General features: G+C 36.8%; 20 protein-coding genes and 1 pseudogene. 16 read left to right on the forward strand and 5 right to left on the reverse strand.

Translation table 11 applies throughout. The features are described 5' to 3' along the window. Positions 1-18: 18 nt before the first annotated feature. On the reverse strand, positions 19-861 hold the full coding sequence (locus ACUN28_RS08015; protein ID WP_016086307.1) for a hypothetical protein: 843 nt from the start codon (positions 859-861) through the stop codon (positions 19-21). A gap of 271 nt (positions 862-1,132) precedes the next feature. On the opposite strand from ACUN28_RS08015, the gene splB reads away from it, so the two are divergent. From splB to ACUN28_RS08030, 3 genes are all read left to right on the forward strand, one after another. Next, positions 1,133-2,158 carry a spore photoproduct lyase gene (splB, locus tag ACUN28_RS08020; protein ID WP_016135329.1) on the forward strand — a complete coding sequence of 342 codons (1,026 nt, stop codon included), beginning with the start codon at positions 1,133-1,135 and terminating at the stop codon, positions 2,156-2,158. 143 nt (positions 2,159-2,301) lie between these two features. Further along, positions 2,302-2,730 carry a transcriptional regulator MntR gene (gene mntR / locus ACUN28_RS08025; RefSeq protein ID WP_001143080.1) on the forward strand — a complete coding sequence of 143 codons (429 nt, stop codon included), beginning with the start codon at positions 2,302-2,304 and terminating at the stop codon, positions 2,728-2,730. 53 nt (positions 2,731-2,783) lie between these two features. Then, positions 2,784-3,446: an HAD family hydrolase gene (locus ACUN28_RS08030; RefSeq protein WP_016086309.1), complete on the forward strand. Its 663-nt coding sequence runs from the start codon at positions 2,784-2,786 to the stop codon at positions 3,444-3,446. On the opposite strand, the gene ACUN28_RS08035 is transcribed toward ACUN28_RS08030, so the two are convergent. Together ACUN28_RS08035 and ACUN28_RS08040 are read right to left on the reverse strand one after the other, a co-directional pair. Next, positions 3,443-3,844, reverse strand: coding sequence for an SA1362 family protein (locus tag ACUN28_RS08035; RefSeq protein WP_001978909.1), 402 nt, complete (start codon positions 3,842-3,844; stop codon positions 3,443-3,445). The two genes, ACUN28_RS08030 and ACUN28_RS08035, sit on opposite strands and share 4 nt — an antisense overlap. 79 nt (positions 3,845-3,923) lie before the next feature. Beyond that, positions 3,924-4,844 carry a DUF1385 domain-containing protein gene (locus tag ACUN28_RS08040; RefSeq protein ID WP_016086310.1) on the reverse strand — a complete coding sequence of 307 codons (921 nt, stop codon included), beginning with the start codon at positions 4,842-4,844 and terminating at the stop codon, positions 3,924-3,926. Between the two features lie 244 nt (positions 4,845-5,088). On the opposite strand from ACUN28_RS08040, the gene ACUN28_RS08045 reads away from it, so the two are divergent. Genes ACUN28_RS08045 through efp form a run of 4 tightly spaced genes read left to right on the forward strand, consistent with a single transcriptional unit; the run spans position 5,089 to position 7,715 of the window. Further along, complete coding sequence (locus ACUN28_RS08045) at positions 5,089-5,577, forward strand: YqhR family membrane protein (RefSeq protein WP_016086311.1); 489 nt, start codon at positions 5,089-5,091, stop codon at positions 5,575-5,577. Positions 5,578-5,629: 52 nt separating this feature from the next. After that, on the forward strand, positions 5,630-6,070 hold the full coding sequence (gene aroQ, locus ACUN28_RS08050; protein ID WP_016086312.1) for a type II 3-dehydroquinate dehydratase: 441 nt from the start codon (positions 5,630-5,632) through the stop codon (positions 6,068-6,070). 4 nt (positions 6,071-6,074) lie between these two features. After that, on the forward strand, positions 6,075-7,136 hold the full coding sequence (gene pepQ / locus ACUN28_RS08055; RefSeq protein WP_016086313.1) for a Xaa-Pro dipeptidase: 1,062 nt from the start codon (positions 6,075-6,077) through the stop codon (positions 7,134-7,136). A 21-nt stretch (positions 7,137-7,157) separates the two neighbouring features. Beyond that, positions 7,158-7,715, forward strand: coding sequence for an elongation factor P (gene efp / locus ACUN28_RS08060; protein WP_016086314.1), 558 nt, complete (start codon positions 7,158-7,160; stop codon positions 7,713-7,715). Positions 7,716-7,751: 36 nt separating this feature from the next. On the opposite strand, the gene ACUN28_RS08065 is transcribed toward efp, so the two are convergent. Then, complete coding sequence (locus ACUN28_RS08065) at positions 7,752-8,072, reverse strand: hypothetical protein (RefSeq protein WP_016086315.1); 321 nt, start codon at positions 8,070-8,072, stop codon at positions 7,752-7,754. Next, a pseudogene (locus ACUN28_RS08070) lies at positions 8,053-8,575 on the reverse strand (GNAT family N-acetyltransferase). Before ACUN28_RS08070 ends, ACUN28_RS08065 begins: the two are co-directional and overlap by 20 nt. 180 nt (positions 8,576-8,755) lie before the next feature. On the opposite strand from ACUN28_RS08070, the gene ACUN28_RS08075 reads away from it, so the two are divergent. Genes ACUN28_RS08075 through ACUN28_RS08115 form a run of 9 tightly spaced genes read left to right on the forward strand, consistent with a single transcriptional unit; the run spans position 8,756 to position 14,277 of the window. Further along, positions 8,756-9,037, forward strand: a complete 282-nt coding sequence (locus ACUN28_RS08075; RefSeq protein ID WP_000816054.1) for a YqhV family protein — start codon at positions 8,756-8,758, stop codon at positions 9,035-9,037. A gap of 27 nt (positions 9,038-9,064) precedes the next feature. Then, entirely contained in the window at positions 9,065-9,991 is a 927-nt protein-coding gene (gene spoIIIAA, locus ACUN28_RS08080; protein ID WP_016086318.1) for a stage III sporulation protein AA, read from the forward strand. Continuing rightward, positions 9,985-10,500 carry a stage III sporulation protein SpoIIIAB gene (spoIIIAB, locus tag ACUN28_RS08085; RefSeq protein WP_016086319.1) on the forward strand — a complete coding sequence of 172 codons (516 nt, stop codon included), beginning with the start codon at positions 9,985-9,987 and terminating at the stop codon, positions 10,498-10,500. The genes spoIIIAA and spoIIIAB overlap by 7 nt, the downstream gene beginning before the upstream one ends. Before the next feature lie 14 nt (positions 10,501-10,514). Beyond that, complete coding sequence (gene spoIIIAC, locus ACUN28_RS08090; protein ID WP_000020914.1) at positions 10,515-10,718, forward strand: stage III sporulation protein AC; 204 nt, start codon at positions 10,515-10,517, stop codon at positions 10,716-10,718. A gap of 23 nt (positions 10,719-10,741) precedes the next feature. Beyond that, complete coding sequence (gene spoIIIAD / locus ACUN28_RS08095) at positions 10,742-11,125, forward strand: stage III sporulation protein AD (protein WP_077317075.1); 384 nt, start codon at positions 10,742-10,744, stop codon at positions 11,123-11,125. Between the two features lie 10 nt (positions 11,126-11,135). Beyond that, positions 11,136-12,308, forward strand: coding sequence for a stage III sporulation protein AE (gene spoIIIAE / locus ACUN28_RS08100; protein WP_016086320.1), 1,173 nt, complete (start codon positions 11,136-11,138; stop codon positions 12,306-12,308). Between the two features lie 12 nt (positions 12,309-12,320). Next, the gene (gene spoIIIAF, locus ACUN28_RS08105) at positions 12,321-12,953 is read left to right on the forward strand and encodes a stage III sporulation protein AF (protein ID WP_016086321.1); all 633 of its coding nucleotides are present in this window, start codon (positions 12,321-12,323) and stop codon (positions 12,951-12,953) included. Continuing rightward, positions 12,943-13,605, forward strand: a complete 663-nt coding sequence (gene spoIIIAG / locus ACUN28_RS08110) for a stage III sporulation protein AG (protein ID WP_016086322.1) — start codon at positions 12,943-12,945, stop codon at positions 13,603-13,605. Before spoIIIAF ends, spoIIIAG begins: the two co-directional genes overlap by 11 nt. Positions 13,606-13,620: 15 nt before the next feature. Further along, positions 13,621-14,277, forward strand: coding sequence for a SpoIIIAH-like family protein (locus ACUN28_RS08115; RefSeq protein WP_016086323.1), 657 nt, complete (start codon positions 13,621-13,623; stop codon positions 14,275-14,277). Positions 14,278-14,321 lie beyond the last annotated feature (44 nt).

Here is a 14,321-nt window from a genome sequence, read left to right on the forward strand (position 1 = left end):
TGCCATCTCTTATTTTTTTTATAGTAAATTAAGTACTTTTTCTACTTTGATTCCTTTATCTTGTAAAGAACGAAGGCGATTTACAACGTCCATAATTTCTTTGTCAAATGTAACGCTAATACCTTGGCTTTGTAGTTCTCCTTTTAAGCTTTCAATAGAATCATCTATGTCGATGCCAAGCTCGTAATCTTGACAAACTTCAATTGTCTTTTTCACAAGTTTAACATAATTTTCTTGTAGTTTTGTATTTGTTTCAGTCAAAGCAGGTTGCTTCGGTTTTGCAGGAGCAACCGGTGCTGTCACTTGCTTTGTAACTGGAGTTGGTACTTCTTTTTTCACAGGTGTTGGAGTAGATAGTTCCACAGCTGCTTCTACACTTACTGGCTTCGGCGTCGGTACCGGAGTAGGCTTAGGTGTTATAGCAGGTGTTTCCACACGTGTAACAGGCTTTGGAACAGGTGTAACTGCTTTTGGCGCTTCTACAACTACTTCTTTTTTCGGCGCTGCTTCTACAGATGTTTCTTCTTGTTCAGCAGCTTCTTTATTTTCTTTACTCCACATAACGCGTTCTATTTCTAGAGAAACATTATTTTTGTTCATCGCTGTTAATGTAACTTTACCAACTTCAGCGTTTCCAGTGAAATCAACAATTTTATAAATAACACTCTTGTTCCAATCCACGTTTCCGCTCAAAAATAATTCTTCGTTACATTTCGGCGTTAAGCCCTCGATTTTAATTTCTGCGTTTACACCGTTTTCACTATATACCATAATTAGCGAAGCATTTACATCTTCGTCTGCTAACATTAGTTCACGTACCATTTTGCCGGTGCGTACTTGCGTTTTCTTCTTAACTGACATCTAATTTCTCCTCTCAAAAATTCAGTAATAATAAAAAAATCGTATAACGAAAAATAATTGCTCACGAAGATTTATGATACCGATAATAAAAGCATCACGTCAACAATTAACTTTAATTATTTTGCATTTTTCTTATTTTCTTTATGAAATTTTTCAATTTGTAAAATTAGACAGAAGAAAAACAGCCTTTTGAAAGGCTGTTAAAACGTGGAAAACTTTAATGCGTGTTAATTTTTCATCGTTTCCCATACTAACGAGAGGAGGGAAGCCTATGAAACCATTTATGCCAAAACTCGTTTACTTTGAACCGAAGGCACTCGAATATCCGCTTGGAAAAGAGCTGTATGAGAAGTTTACGAAGATGGGATTGGAAATTCGTGAAACGACATCCCATAATCAAATTAGAAATTTGCCAGGTGAAAATGATTTGCAAAAGTATCGTAATGCAAAAGCAACGCTTGTTGTTGGAGTGAGGAAGACATTAAAGTTTGATACGTCAAAACCGTCAGCTGAATATGCAATTCCGCTCGCAACGGGGTGCATGGGACATTGTCATTATTGCTATTTGCAAACGACACTTGGGAGTAAGCCTTACGTTCGCGTGTATGTGAATCTTGATGAAATATTTGAGAAGGCAAGGCAATATATGGATGAAAGAGCACCTGAAATAACAAGGTTTGAAGCGGCTTGTACATCAGATATCGTCGGAATTGATCATTTAACACATGCATTAAAGCGGGCGATTGAATTCATTGGAGAAAGTGAGCATGGGCGTTTACGTTTCGTTACGAAATATTCGCACGTTGATCATTTATTAGATGCAAAACATAATGGGAAAACTCGTTTCCGGTTTAGTATTAATTCTCGTTATGTGATTAAAAATTTTGAGCCGGGGACATCACCGTTTGAAGATCGAATTGGGGCTGCTCGCAAAGTAGCGGGGGCTAACTATCCGCTCGGATTTATAGTAGCACCAATTTATATGCATGAAGGATGGGAAGAAGGATACCGTGAGTTATTTGAAAGATTGTACAATGCATTGAAAGATATGACGATACCAAATTTATCATTTGAATTAATTCAACATCGCTTTACAAAGCCGGCAAAAAAAGTGATTCAAGAGCGTTATCCGAATACGAAGCTTGAAATGGATGAAGAGAAGCGAAAGTATAAATGGGGACGATATGGTATTGGGAAATACGTATATAAAAAAGATGACGCAGAAGTATTGGAAGAAACGATAAGAGGTTATATACATGAGTTTTTTCCTGATGCAGAAATTCAATATTTTACATAAGGGAGTCTGTATGGGAATACAGATTCTTTTTTGTTTTATATATTTAGGCTCGTTTCTACCTTGTCACGTTATTCTTTCTGGTGTATCATTTTATTGATTGCTTCGTACGGAATGAGCAAAATGAAATTGGATGGAGGAAACCGATGCCTACCCCTAGTATGGAAGATTATATTGAACAAATTTATTTGTTGATTGATGAAAAGGGTTATGCCCGTGTATCTGATATTGCTGAAGCACTTAGTGTACATCCATCCTCTGTAACAAAAATGGTACAAAAATTAGACAAAGACGAATATCTAATTTATGAAAAATATAGAGGGCTTGTATTAACATCAAAAGGTAAAAAAATCGGAGAACGTCTCGTATATCGTCATGAATTGTTAGAGCAGTTTATGCGTATTATTGGTGTGGATGAAAGTAAAATTTATAATGATGTAGAAGGAATTGAACATCATTTAAGTTGGGAATCAATTGACCGTATCGGTGATTTAGTGCAATACTTTGAACAAGATGAAGTTAGAGTGGAAACACTTCGCGGTGTTCAAAAAGCAAATGAAGAGAAAAGTAATTAAGGGGAACGTATGGCGTTTCCTTTTTTATTACAATCGAAAAGGATGGGAGAATTATGAAAGCAATTATTTTTGATTTTGATGGATTAATTGTGGACACAGAAACAATATGGTTTCACTCTTTCAGAGATGCTGTTCGTGAGTACGGCGGGGAGTTACCTTTAGAGGAATTTGCAAAATGTATTGGAACGACAGACGATGTACTGTATACATATTTAAATGGGCAATTAAAAGAGAAGTTTAACAAGCACGCATTACAAGAAAAAGTGAAAACTTTACATAAAGAGAAAATGAAAATACCAGAAGCGCGTGATGGGGTAAAAGAATATTTAGAGGAAGCGAAAGAAATGGGATTAAAAATCGCATTAGCTTCCAGTTCATCTAGAGAATGGGTTATTCATTTTTTAGAAGAGCTACAAATTCGAGATTATTTTGAAGTCATTAAAACGAGAGAAGATGTTGAGAAGGTAAAACCAGATCCAGCACTTTATCGAATTGCAATAGAGGATTTAGAAATTGAGCCATCTGAAGCTGTTGTGTTTGAAGATTCGTTAAATGGATTGAAAGCAGCGATTGCAGCAGGGTTAACGTGCGTTGTTGTGCCTAATGATGTGACACGAAATTTACCATTTGAAAATCATCACCTTCGAATTGAGAGTATGAAAGATAAAAGTCTGAAAGAAGTGCTTCAAAATATAAAAAAAGACCGTATTTCCTAAAAGGAAGCACGGTCTTTCTTTTTGTTTTTTTTACCTTCAATGACAGTTAAATGAGATTGTTTTCTTTTTCGCTTCAAAGTGGAAGGAGTGCCTTTTTTCCCTTTGTCATTAGAAGCGTTTGATTTAAAGAAAGAATTGCTTAGGGGTGCTACATTTTGTTTCCCATGTTTGCGGTTCGATTGTTTTGCAGCACGCTTATAAGAGCTTTGCGAATTTGCAGAACCACTAGAGTTTGTAAACATTTTGTAGAGTAAATAAAAGATACCAACGACAGCCAACATGATACCAATATTTCTTAACACTCCCATTGGATCTGTAATGACAGATGAAACAAGGCCGAATATTGCTAATCCGATAATAAGCACAAATATAGCGAAAGTAAACGAACGACCGTTCATAAGGGACACCTCCTAAAAACATATATTAAAATTAGTATATTAACGATGAGGAAAGGAGTTGAACACCAATTTTAAATAATTATTGTTTGTTTTCTAAACGTAATAATTCTTCAAACGATGCAATGGCTACTTCCACTTGATCGTCTGTTGGTTCTTTCGTTGTTAATAGTTGCAGCCATAATCCGGGATATCCAAGTATGCGTAATACGGGAATATCGCGTAATCGATTCGTAAATTGTAACACTTCAAAAGAAATGCCGAGAACGACTGGAATTAATAAAATACGGTTTACGACTCTGGCCCAAAGTGGATCTGTAGGGACAAGGAAATAAACAAACATTCCAATAATGACTGTAAATATAATAAAGCTACTGCCACAGCGATAATGGAGGCGAGTTTGTTTTTGAACATTTTCTACAGTCATTGGAAGATTATTCTCATAGGCATTAATTACTTTATGCTCCGCACCGTGGTACTGAAATACCCGCTTAATAAGTGGGGTTAAAGAAATAAAGTATATATAGCTCAATAATAGCATGAGCTTAATGACACTTTCGACAATGATTTGCCCTGTATGAGATGGGAAAATCGGTCTCGTTAATTCAGCTAGTAGTGCAGGAACTGCTGTGAAAATGACTTTACCGAATATGAAAGATAAAACGCCAACTGCTGCAACTCCTAATACCATCGTTAATTTCGATTGTTCTTCTTTTTTATTTGCAATTTGTTCGTCTTCTTCTGGATGGATATCAAATCGTTCTGAAGCAAAGTTTAAATGTTTTGCACCGTTCGCACTTGCATCCACAATAGCGGCAATCCCTCGTAAAAATGGAATTTTTTTTAGGATAGATAATGCTTTATTACGAACGCGTGGTAATCGATAAAATTCAATCGATTTATCTTTACGACGAACCGCTGTAACAGTATATTCTCTACCGCCAAACATAACTCCTTCTATGACTGCTTGCCCGCCATATATTTGTTTTGACTCTTCTGCCATGTTAACACCAACCTGTATTTGTTTCTCTCTTATGTAGAAAAAGAGGCAATTGTCATACTGGGTTCTGTCATTTCGAAATAAGACAATCACCGAGTTTCCTTTATTTTATCGACAAATACAAGTAGATGACAAGGGGAAATGTTACGAGAGTCGGACATTTCTTATTCTTTTTATAGACAAATTTCGCAGTATTTAAACATGGTTCAAAATAGTTTCGGGCATACTATTGAGCGGAGGTGTCGATGTGAGTCAAGAACAATTAGGAACAAGGAATTTTGTGCAAATTGGTTTATTTGGTGGACTCTTTTGGGGAGGAATATGGTATTTCCTTCATATATTTTCATTTACGGAAGCGGGACCGAATTATTTACTATTACCATTTGCCTTTGGAAGCTGGAAAGAAGGGGTATGGGGCAATGTGTCAGGAATTGTTTGTATGGCACTACTTTCGATTTTAATTGCCTTTTTGTATAAAGCGTTTTTGGCAAAGTTTGAAGGAATTCTTCCAGGAATGATTTACGGTCTATTTTGGTGGGCGTTACTATTTTTCGGAATGGGGTTACTAGCACCCGCTATTAAAAGTGCACTCCATTTACCAAAAGAAACAATTGTGACGACAATATGTATTTTTATATTGTATGGTGTGTTTATAGCATACTCTGTTTCCTACGCAGTAAATACCAATAAAGCTGAGCGAGAAGGAGAGGAGAAGACAAACTATTCAAACAAGTAACTCCTATGTTAAAATGTTGTATAGACATTTAATATTAAGGAGTTTTAAGCATATGAAAAAGGTACTCCTCGTAAACGGTCCTAACCTAAATCGCCTCGGTGTTCGTGAGGTAAATGTATATGGCAAGGGCACGCTAGCGACACTTGAAGCAGATATGAAGCAAGAAGCAGAAACAATGGGAGTGGAGTTAGAATGTTTCCAATCGAATCATGAAGGTGCGATTATCGATCGTATTCATGAGGCGGAAGATATATATGAAGGGATCATTTTAAATCCTGGAGCATTTACGCATTATAGCTATGCGATTCGAGATGCAATTGCGAGCGTTTCGATTCCTGTTATTGAAGTACATATTTCTAACATTCACCAGCGTGAATCATTCCGTCATGAATCTGTGACGGCGGCTGTTTGTGCGGGACAAATTGTTGGATTTGGTTTTTATGGCTATAAGTTAGCGTTATTTGCATTAATGGAGAAACTGAGGGAGGCATAAAGTAATGGAGAAGATTGAAAAATTAAGAAGTGCATTTGATGAGACTGGTATTGACGGTATTTTGTTAACAAATGAACATAGTCGTAGATATATGGCTAACTTCACAGGAACAGCTGGTGTTGTACTGATTTCGAAAAACCGTGCTCAATTTATTACAGATTTCCGTTACGTAGAGCAGGCTAGTAAACAAGCGGTTGGATACGAGATTGTACAGCATGCAGGATTAATCATTGATGAAGTTGCAAATCAAGTGAAGGAACTAGGAATTCAAAAGCTTGGCTTTGAGCAAGATACTCTTACATATAGTTCTTATTCAGCGCATAAAGAAGCGATCGATGCTGAATTTATCCCAACTTCTGGGCTTGTAGAAAAGTTACGCTTGATAAAGACTGATTCAGAGATTAAGATATTAAAGGAAGCTGCACAGATTGCAGATGCTGCCTTTGAACATATTCTATCATTCATTTGCCCGGGAGTATCTGAAATTGAAGTGTCAAATGAACTTGAATTTTTCATGAGAAAACAAGGAGCAACATCTTCTTCGTTTGATATTATCGTTGCTTCAGGTCTTCGTTCGGCATTACCGCACGGCGTGGCATCTGAAAAAGTGATAGAAACAGGAGATTTCGTTACATTAGACTTCGGCGCTTATTACAAAGGATATTGCTCTGATATTACTCGTACGATTGCAGTTGGTGAACCATCTGATAAATTGAAAGAAATTTATAATATCGTTTTAGAAGCACAACTACGTGGTGTGAACGGTATTAAAGCTGGTTTAAGTGGCCGCGAGGCGGATGCGTTAACGCGCGATTACATAACGGAAAAAGGATACGGTGAATACTTCGGACACTCTACTGGTCATGGAATCGGTCTTGAAATCCATGAAGCACCAGGTTTAGCGTTCCGTTCTGATACAGTACTTGAACCAGGTATGGCTGTAACAGTAGAACCAGGTATTTATATTCCAGGTATTGGCGGCGTACGTATTGAAGATGATATCATTGTAACAAGTGAAGGTAATGAAGTAATTACGAAATCACCAAAAGAACTTATTATTTTGTAATACACAGGAGGATTTTTTTACATGATTTCAGTAAACGATTTTCGTACAGGTTTAACAATTTCAGTGGACAATGCCCTTTGGCAAGTACTTGATTTCCAACACGTAAAGCCAGGTAAAGGTGCTGCATTCGTTCGTTCTAAACTACGTAACATTCGCACAGGTTCTGTTCAAGAGAAAACATTCCGTGCAGGTGAGAAAGTAGAAAAAGCACACATCGAAAACCGTCGTATGCAATACTTATACGCAAGCGGTGAGGCTCACGTATTTATGGATAACGGAACTTATGAGCAAATCGAACTTGGTGAAAACCAAATCGAGCGCGAGCTTAAATTCCTAAAAGAAAACATGGAAGTATCTATTATGACTTACCAAGGCGAAGTACTTGGTGTTGAACTTCCGAACACAGTTGAATTAAAAGTGTCAGAAACAGAGCCTGGTATTAAAGGGGATACAGCTTCTAACGTAACAAAACCAGCTACATTAGAAACTGGTCTTGTTGTACAAGTACCAATCTTCATTAACGAAGGCGAAATGCTTATCATCAACACTGGTGAAGGTAAATACGTTTCTCGTGCATAGTAGAAAAGCACTCGTGATCATCACGAGTGCTTTTTTTTATAGAAAATAGGGCAAATAATAAATCGCTGTTATAACAAAACTAACTAAGACAAGTGAAAGGGTACCCATAATATATGGAGTCAAAACAATTTGAAATGGTTTTATCTCGCCAGTCTCAACGCCAGTTAATGTTTTACTTATTGCGTGATCTGTAATGTTGTTTCTATGATTACTCATAATAATGAACCACGTAATTGCAAATATCGCTAAACTACCAAGGAAAAAGGCCTCCATAAATGACCAACCGACCAATAATGAAAAAAGATAAATAAGAGCTAATTCTACTACAATAGTTAAACTAATTTTCAATACCTTCATATTTTCCCCCCTCAATTTCTAATTCCAGCCAATTTAAAAAATTTTCGCGTGATACGACATGCAGTACGCAAGGTGATTTTACTTCTCTCTCTAATGCAGCATGTTCGTCTGGAAATTTATCTTCCACATGCAATGAAATATAAGGTAGTTTCTCTTGTGCTTTTAACGAGCGGATATTAGTCGTTTTAGCACCAGCAAATACGTATGTAAGTTGTAAGTCTAAAAAAGCGATTTTTAAAATTTCTTTTTTGGCAGCCTCATTATAGCCTTTTCCCCAGTATGGATAACCAAGCCAACTGCCAATGTGAGATTGCTTTTTCTCATAATTAATATGTTTAAGCGTGGTGAGACCAATTATTTCATTCGCTTCATTTACAATCACTCTCGATAACGATTTTTTCTACCTGTATTCCTAATGCATTTTTTATGTGTGGATCACTTGATAGCTCAAAAATCACATTTGCATAGCGTAAATCGAGTGGTACTAAAGTAACGTGCTGCATCGTCTATACCCCTTTTAAATTAAATATACCATAAATTAATGAGAATATTCAGATTTAACAAAGGCGTTAGAGAAAAAATATGTTTTTACTTCTGAAATAGACAACCTCTGCATATGGTTGTACAAATATATTCTTTTTTGGAGTGCAGCACTAGTAACCGTTATGGGAGAAGGTGGGAGAATGAAACAGTGGCTAGCGGCAATGGAAACATCCGTGCTTGTGATGGGGTTACTTCGGTTGTTTTCAGGTAGCGCGGAAATATTCGCCGCTTTGCTTATGCTTTATGTGAATGATGCGAAGAAAGCATTGTTTATAAATGGTATGTTGGCGTTTGTTGGACCGACCGTATTAATTTTAACAATGACAATAGGCATAGCGAGTGTGGCAAGTGAGATTTCCTTCTTGAAACTCTTTTTTCTAGCGCTTGGAATTGGCTGCATTTTTATCGCGCTGTTGAAATAGTAAGTCGAGTATAGTGGGGAGAAGCTGATGAAAGAAGTATTAGAAGTTTTACCGAAAACGATGAAGCAGCTAGTGGAAAGTTGTAAGTGGTGCGATGCTCTAGAGGAAATTCGTGTTCGAATTGGAAGACCGCTAGAGTGTATTGCGCATGGAGAAGTGTTTTTTTATGACTATATCGTTACAGCAGAGGATGCAATCTATTTACTAAATAAGTTAAGTCAATTCTCAATTTATACGATGGAAGAGGAGTTAAAACGTGGGTATGTGACACTTCGAGGAGGACATAGAATCGGCTTAGCGGGAAAAGTCATTACAGAAAAAAGCGCAGTGAAAATGATTCGGGATGTCTCTTCCTTTAATATTCGTATTGCTCGTCAAAAAATAGGAATTGCTGAACCACTTTTGCCGTACTTGTATAAATCACGCTGGTTAAACACGATGGTAATTGGCCCACCGCAAACGGGGAAAACAACACTTTTAAGAGATGTAGCACGTTGCATGAGTCAAGGTGTAAGTGCTTCAAAAATTCCTTCTTGTAAAGTGGGGATTGTTGATGAACGGTCAGAAATTGCAGGTTGTGTGAAAGGCATCCCGCAATATGATTTTGGCACACGAGTAGATGTGTTAGACGCATGTCCAAAAGCTGAAGGAATGATGATGATGATTCGTTCTATGAGCCCAGATATATTAATTGTGGATGAAATTGGTCGTAAAGAAGATAGTGAAGCAATTATGGAGGCAGTACATGCGGGGGTTCAGCTTTTTATAAGCGCACATGGATTTTCTTATGATGATGTGGTGAAGCGCCCATCACTAAAGGCAGTGCTAGAGCTCGGCGTATTTGATAGGTTTGTGGAATTGTCAAAAGCAAGAGGGCCAGGAACAGTAATGCAAGTGAAAGATAAAGATGGAAAATCGGTATTACCTCATAGAAAGGTGCAAGGCGTATGGTGAAAATATTTGGTGCAGTGTTAATCGTTGCCGTCAGTACCTTTTTCGGGTTTTCATACGCTAAAAGGTACAGTGAGAGACCGAGGCAACTTAGATTATTGAAAGCGGCACTTCAATCACTAGAAGCAGAAATTATGTACGGGCATACACCTTTATCAGAAGCCGCTGAGCGATTAGTGAAACAAATGCCGAAGCCACTAAATTGGATATTTCAAAGTTTCGCTAGAAGGTTAGAAAGTGGAGAACAAACAGTTAGAGAGGCTTGGATAGATAGTTTGAAAGAAAATTGGAAGCTAACAGCGTTTCAACAAACTGAGTATGAGATTTTGCAACAATTCGGTGAAACGCTTGGACAACATGATCGTGAATCACAACAAAAACATATTCGCTTATGTATTACGCATTTAGAGAGAGAAGAAGAAGAAGCGAAAGCATTACAACTACAATACGAAAAAATGATTAAGAGCTTAGGGGTACTAGCGGGGCTACTTATCGTAATTTTACTGCTATAGGAGGGAGAAAGGCGATGTCCATTGATGTTGGATTAATATTTCAAATCGCCGGAATCGGCATTGTTTTAGCTTTCATTCATACCGTACTAAAAGAATTAAAGAGAGAGGATATTGCAAATTGGGTTATCCTTGTCGGTTTTGTCGTTATTTTATTTCATGTCGCATTTTTAATTAATACTTTATTCGACAAGATTAAAAGTGTCTTTCTCTTCCAGTAAAGGAGGCGGTTCGCATCGAAATTATACAAATTGTCGGATTAGGCCTCGTTGCTACGTTTTTAGCAGCTGTACTGAATCAGCATAAATCTAGCATTACGTCGTTATTTATTGTGTTCGTAGGTAGCGTGATGTTCCTTCTTTTAATCGATCAAATTCACGCTATTTTACAAATGATTGAGAGAGTAGCGAGTGAAGCAAAAGTTAGCAACGTGTATGTAGAAACGTTGCTAAAAATTATAGGGATTGCTTATATTGCTGAGTTTGGAGCACAAATTACAAAAGATGCAGGGCAAGGTGCAATCGCTTCGAAAATTGAATTAGCTGGAAAGATTCTAATTCTCGTTATGGCGATTCCTATTTTGACGGTTGTAATTGAAACTATTCTCGGATTTTTACCGACGGGATAAGGGGGAGTGAATGTTGAGGGGCTTTGGAGCTAAGCTGCTATTTGCTTGCTTCCTTTTCTTTTCTTTACCGGTTGTTGTACAAGCTTCTCCTGTAGAAACAAACGTCGTTGATCAACAATTGGATAAGCTCGGAATTGAAGATGTGAAGCAATTTTGGGACGGGCTTGTTACAAAATATGGAGGTTATTTACCAGAAAGTCAAAAAGGTAGCTTTATGGAGTTTGTAAAGGGAGAAAAAGAAGTTTCTATAAAAGAGTGGATGCTTGGTTTATTAAAGTATTTATTTCACGAGCTTGTTGCAAATGGGAAGCTACTGGGAACGCTCATTATGCTTACAATTTTCAGTGCATTGTTGCAATCACTGCAATCTGCATTTTCAAAGAGTAGTGTAAGTAAAATTGCCGATGCGGTTGTATATATGGTACTTATTATTTTCGCTTTAAATAGTTTTTATGTCGTTATGACATATGCCAGAGAAACGATACAAACAATGGTGGATTTCATATTAGCGCTATTGCCAATTTTGCTTGCACTCATAGCAACGGGAGGCGGTGTTGTATCTGTAGCGTTTTTTCATCCGATTATCATCTTCTTAATGAACACGAGTGGGCTTTTGATGAATTATATCGTTCTACCACTTTTATTACTTGCAACGATATTAAGTATTGTAAGTACGATGAGTGATCAATATAAAGTTACGAAATTGTCCAAGCTTCTGCAAAACGTTAGTGTTGGGATTATCGGTATTTTTTTAACGATTTTTTTAGGGGTATTATCTGTACAAGGAACAGCGACAGCTGTTGCTGATGGAATCGCTGTGAAAACTGCTAAATTTGTAACAGGGAACTTTATTCCTGTAGTAGGAAGAATGTTTACAGAGGCGGCGGATACTGTTATTAGTGCGTCGGGATTATTAAAAAACACCGTCGGAATTATTGGGCTCGTCATCCTATGTCTAATTGTCGCTTTTCCAGCGATTCAAATCTTTTGTATCGCGTTTATTTATAAATTCGCAGCAGCAGTATTACAGCCAGTTGGCGGCGGAGCAATTATTCAATGTTTAGATATCATTGGACGGAGCATCATTTATGTATTTGCTTGCTTAGCTATCGTATCGTTTATGTTCTTTTTAAGTATCACAATTATTATTGCTGCGGGGAACATTACACTTATGATGCGGTAGGAGGTGAAGGGTATGCAATTTGTTACAGAGTGGATTAGAAATATTATCGTTTTTTTACTCTTAGCGACAATGCTTCATCTTATTCTTCCAAATTCAAATTTGCAAAAGTACGTTAAATTCGTTGTAAGTCTATTATTAGTTGTATTAATCTTAACGCCTCTTTTTAAACTATTGCAAACAGATGTAAATGAAGTAATCGCAAATTTTAATGAAGAGAAGTATGTAGCAGAAGGATCTGTAAAAAATTCAATAGATTCGAAGAAAAAAGAAATACAAGCTCTAACACGTGCATATAGTTTAGAAGAGATGGCTACCAAAATGAAAAAAGAAGTAGGAAAAGAGTTCGAGAAAAAGTATGGTATGACAGTCTCTGAAATACAAATAGTCGCAGCGGAAAGTACAACGGAAGTAAAGTCAGCGAAAGATATTCAATCTGTTGTTGTGACGTTGAAAGAAAAAGAACGTAGTAAAAATGATGCAATCGAAACAGTAAAGCCAGTTGAAATTAACATGAAAGAACCGCCGAAAAAAGTAGAAGAAACGAATGTAGAAATGCAAGACTTCTTTTCAAGCAGGTGGCAACTAGAGAATAAACAAATCCAAGTTCAAATGGAAGGGAGGACAGGTGGAGTAAATGGACAATAAAGATAAAAATTCGAAATTCTCATTTTTTCGAAACTTATTGAATGGGGATGAAAAGGAAAGCAATGAGAAGGGAAAAAAGGTAACACCTAAGTTTTTACTTGTCCTACTCATACTTGGGATTTTGCTTATGTTTTCTAGTAGTTTATTTTCAAGTAAAAAAGAAGAAGTACCTGTATTTAAAGAACAAAAAACGCAAAACCAAGAAAAAGATGTACCAACTTTCGGACAAAAAAGTAACGATAGTATGTCAAATGTAGAAAAGTATGAAAAAGCGTATGAACAAGAATTAAAAGCAGCTTTAGAAGAAATAGCAGGAGTAAAAGATGTAACGATTAAAGTGAATTTGGATTCATCAGAAGAAAAAATATTAGAAAAAAATACAGTGAAACGTTCACAAACAACAGGTGAAACAGATAAAACAGGCGGTAAGAGGGAAGTAGAAGATGAGTCTCTTGATGAAAAGACCGTCATTATACGTGAAGGGGATAAAGAAACTCCCGTTGTTTTACGAACAGAGAAACCGAAAGTACGAGGTGTTCTTGTCGTAGCAAAAGGAGTGGATAATATACAAGTTAAAGCGATGGTAAAAGAAGCTGTAATACGGCTATTAGATGTACCAGCCCATCGCGTTTCAGTTTCACCGAAAAATTGATAGGGAGGAAATAAAGTGTTAAAAAAACAAACGGTTTGGCTATTAACGATGTTAAGTTTAGTTGTTGTACTATCTGTGTATTACGTAACAACTCCTGACAAAATGAATACAGCATCGCCGGCGACAGGTGAAAAGATTGGACAAGAAAAACAAGGTACTGATAAAGCAGTAACAAACGAAGCACCTAAAGAAACGCCAAAAAAAGAAAATACAAGCAAGGAAACATCAAATAAAGAAACAAATAAAGAAACAGACAAAAAAGAGAGTGCTAACAAAGAAACAAGTAAAAAAGATGCTAACGTAACAGTTCAATCAAGTGATGAAAATTTCACAGCGTTACGTATGCAAATGGAAGATCAGCTAAGTGAACAAAAATCAAGATTACAAGAAGTGATGAATTCAGCAAAATCTTCAGCAACAGAAAAGAGTAAAGCGAAAGATAATTTTGATGCAATTACTACAATGGAAACGAAGCAAGAATTACTTGAGACAGTGATTAAGTCTCAAGGAGGATATAAAGATGCCCTTGTAAGAGCTGATGGAACTGATATTAGAGTAACTGTAAAAGCAGCAAAGCATTCACAAAAAGAAGCGAATAAAATTATACAACTTGTAAGAAGTGAAGGCGGATCAAAAGATGTAGGTGTGAAATTTGATCCACCAACAAAATAAAAACTAATAATCCGCGGGGAAATTCCCCGCGGATTATTAGTTTT

This window comes from Bacillus sp. WC2507 (assembly GCF_052656125.1).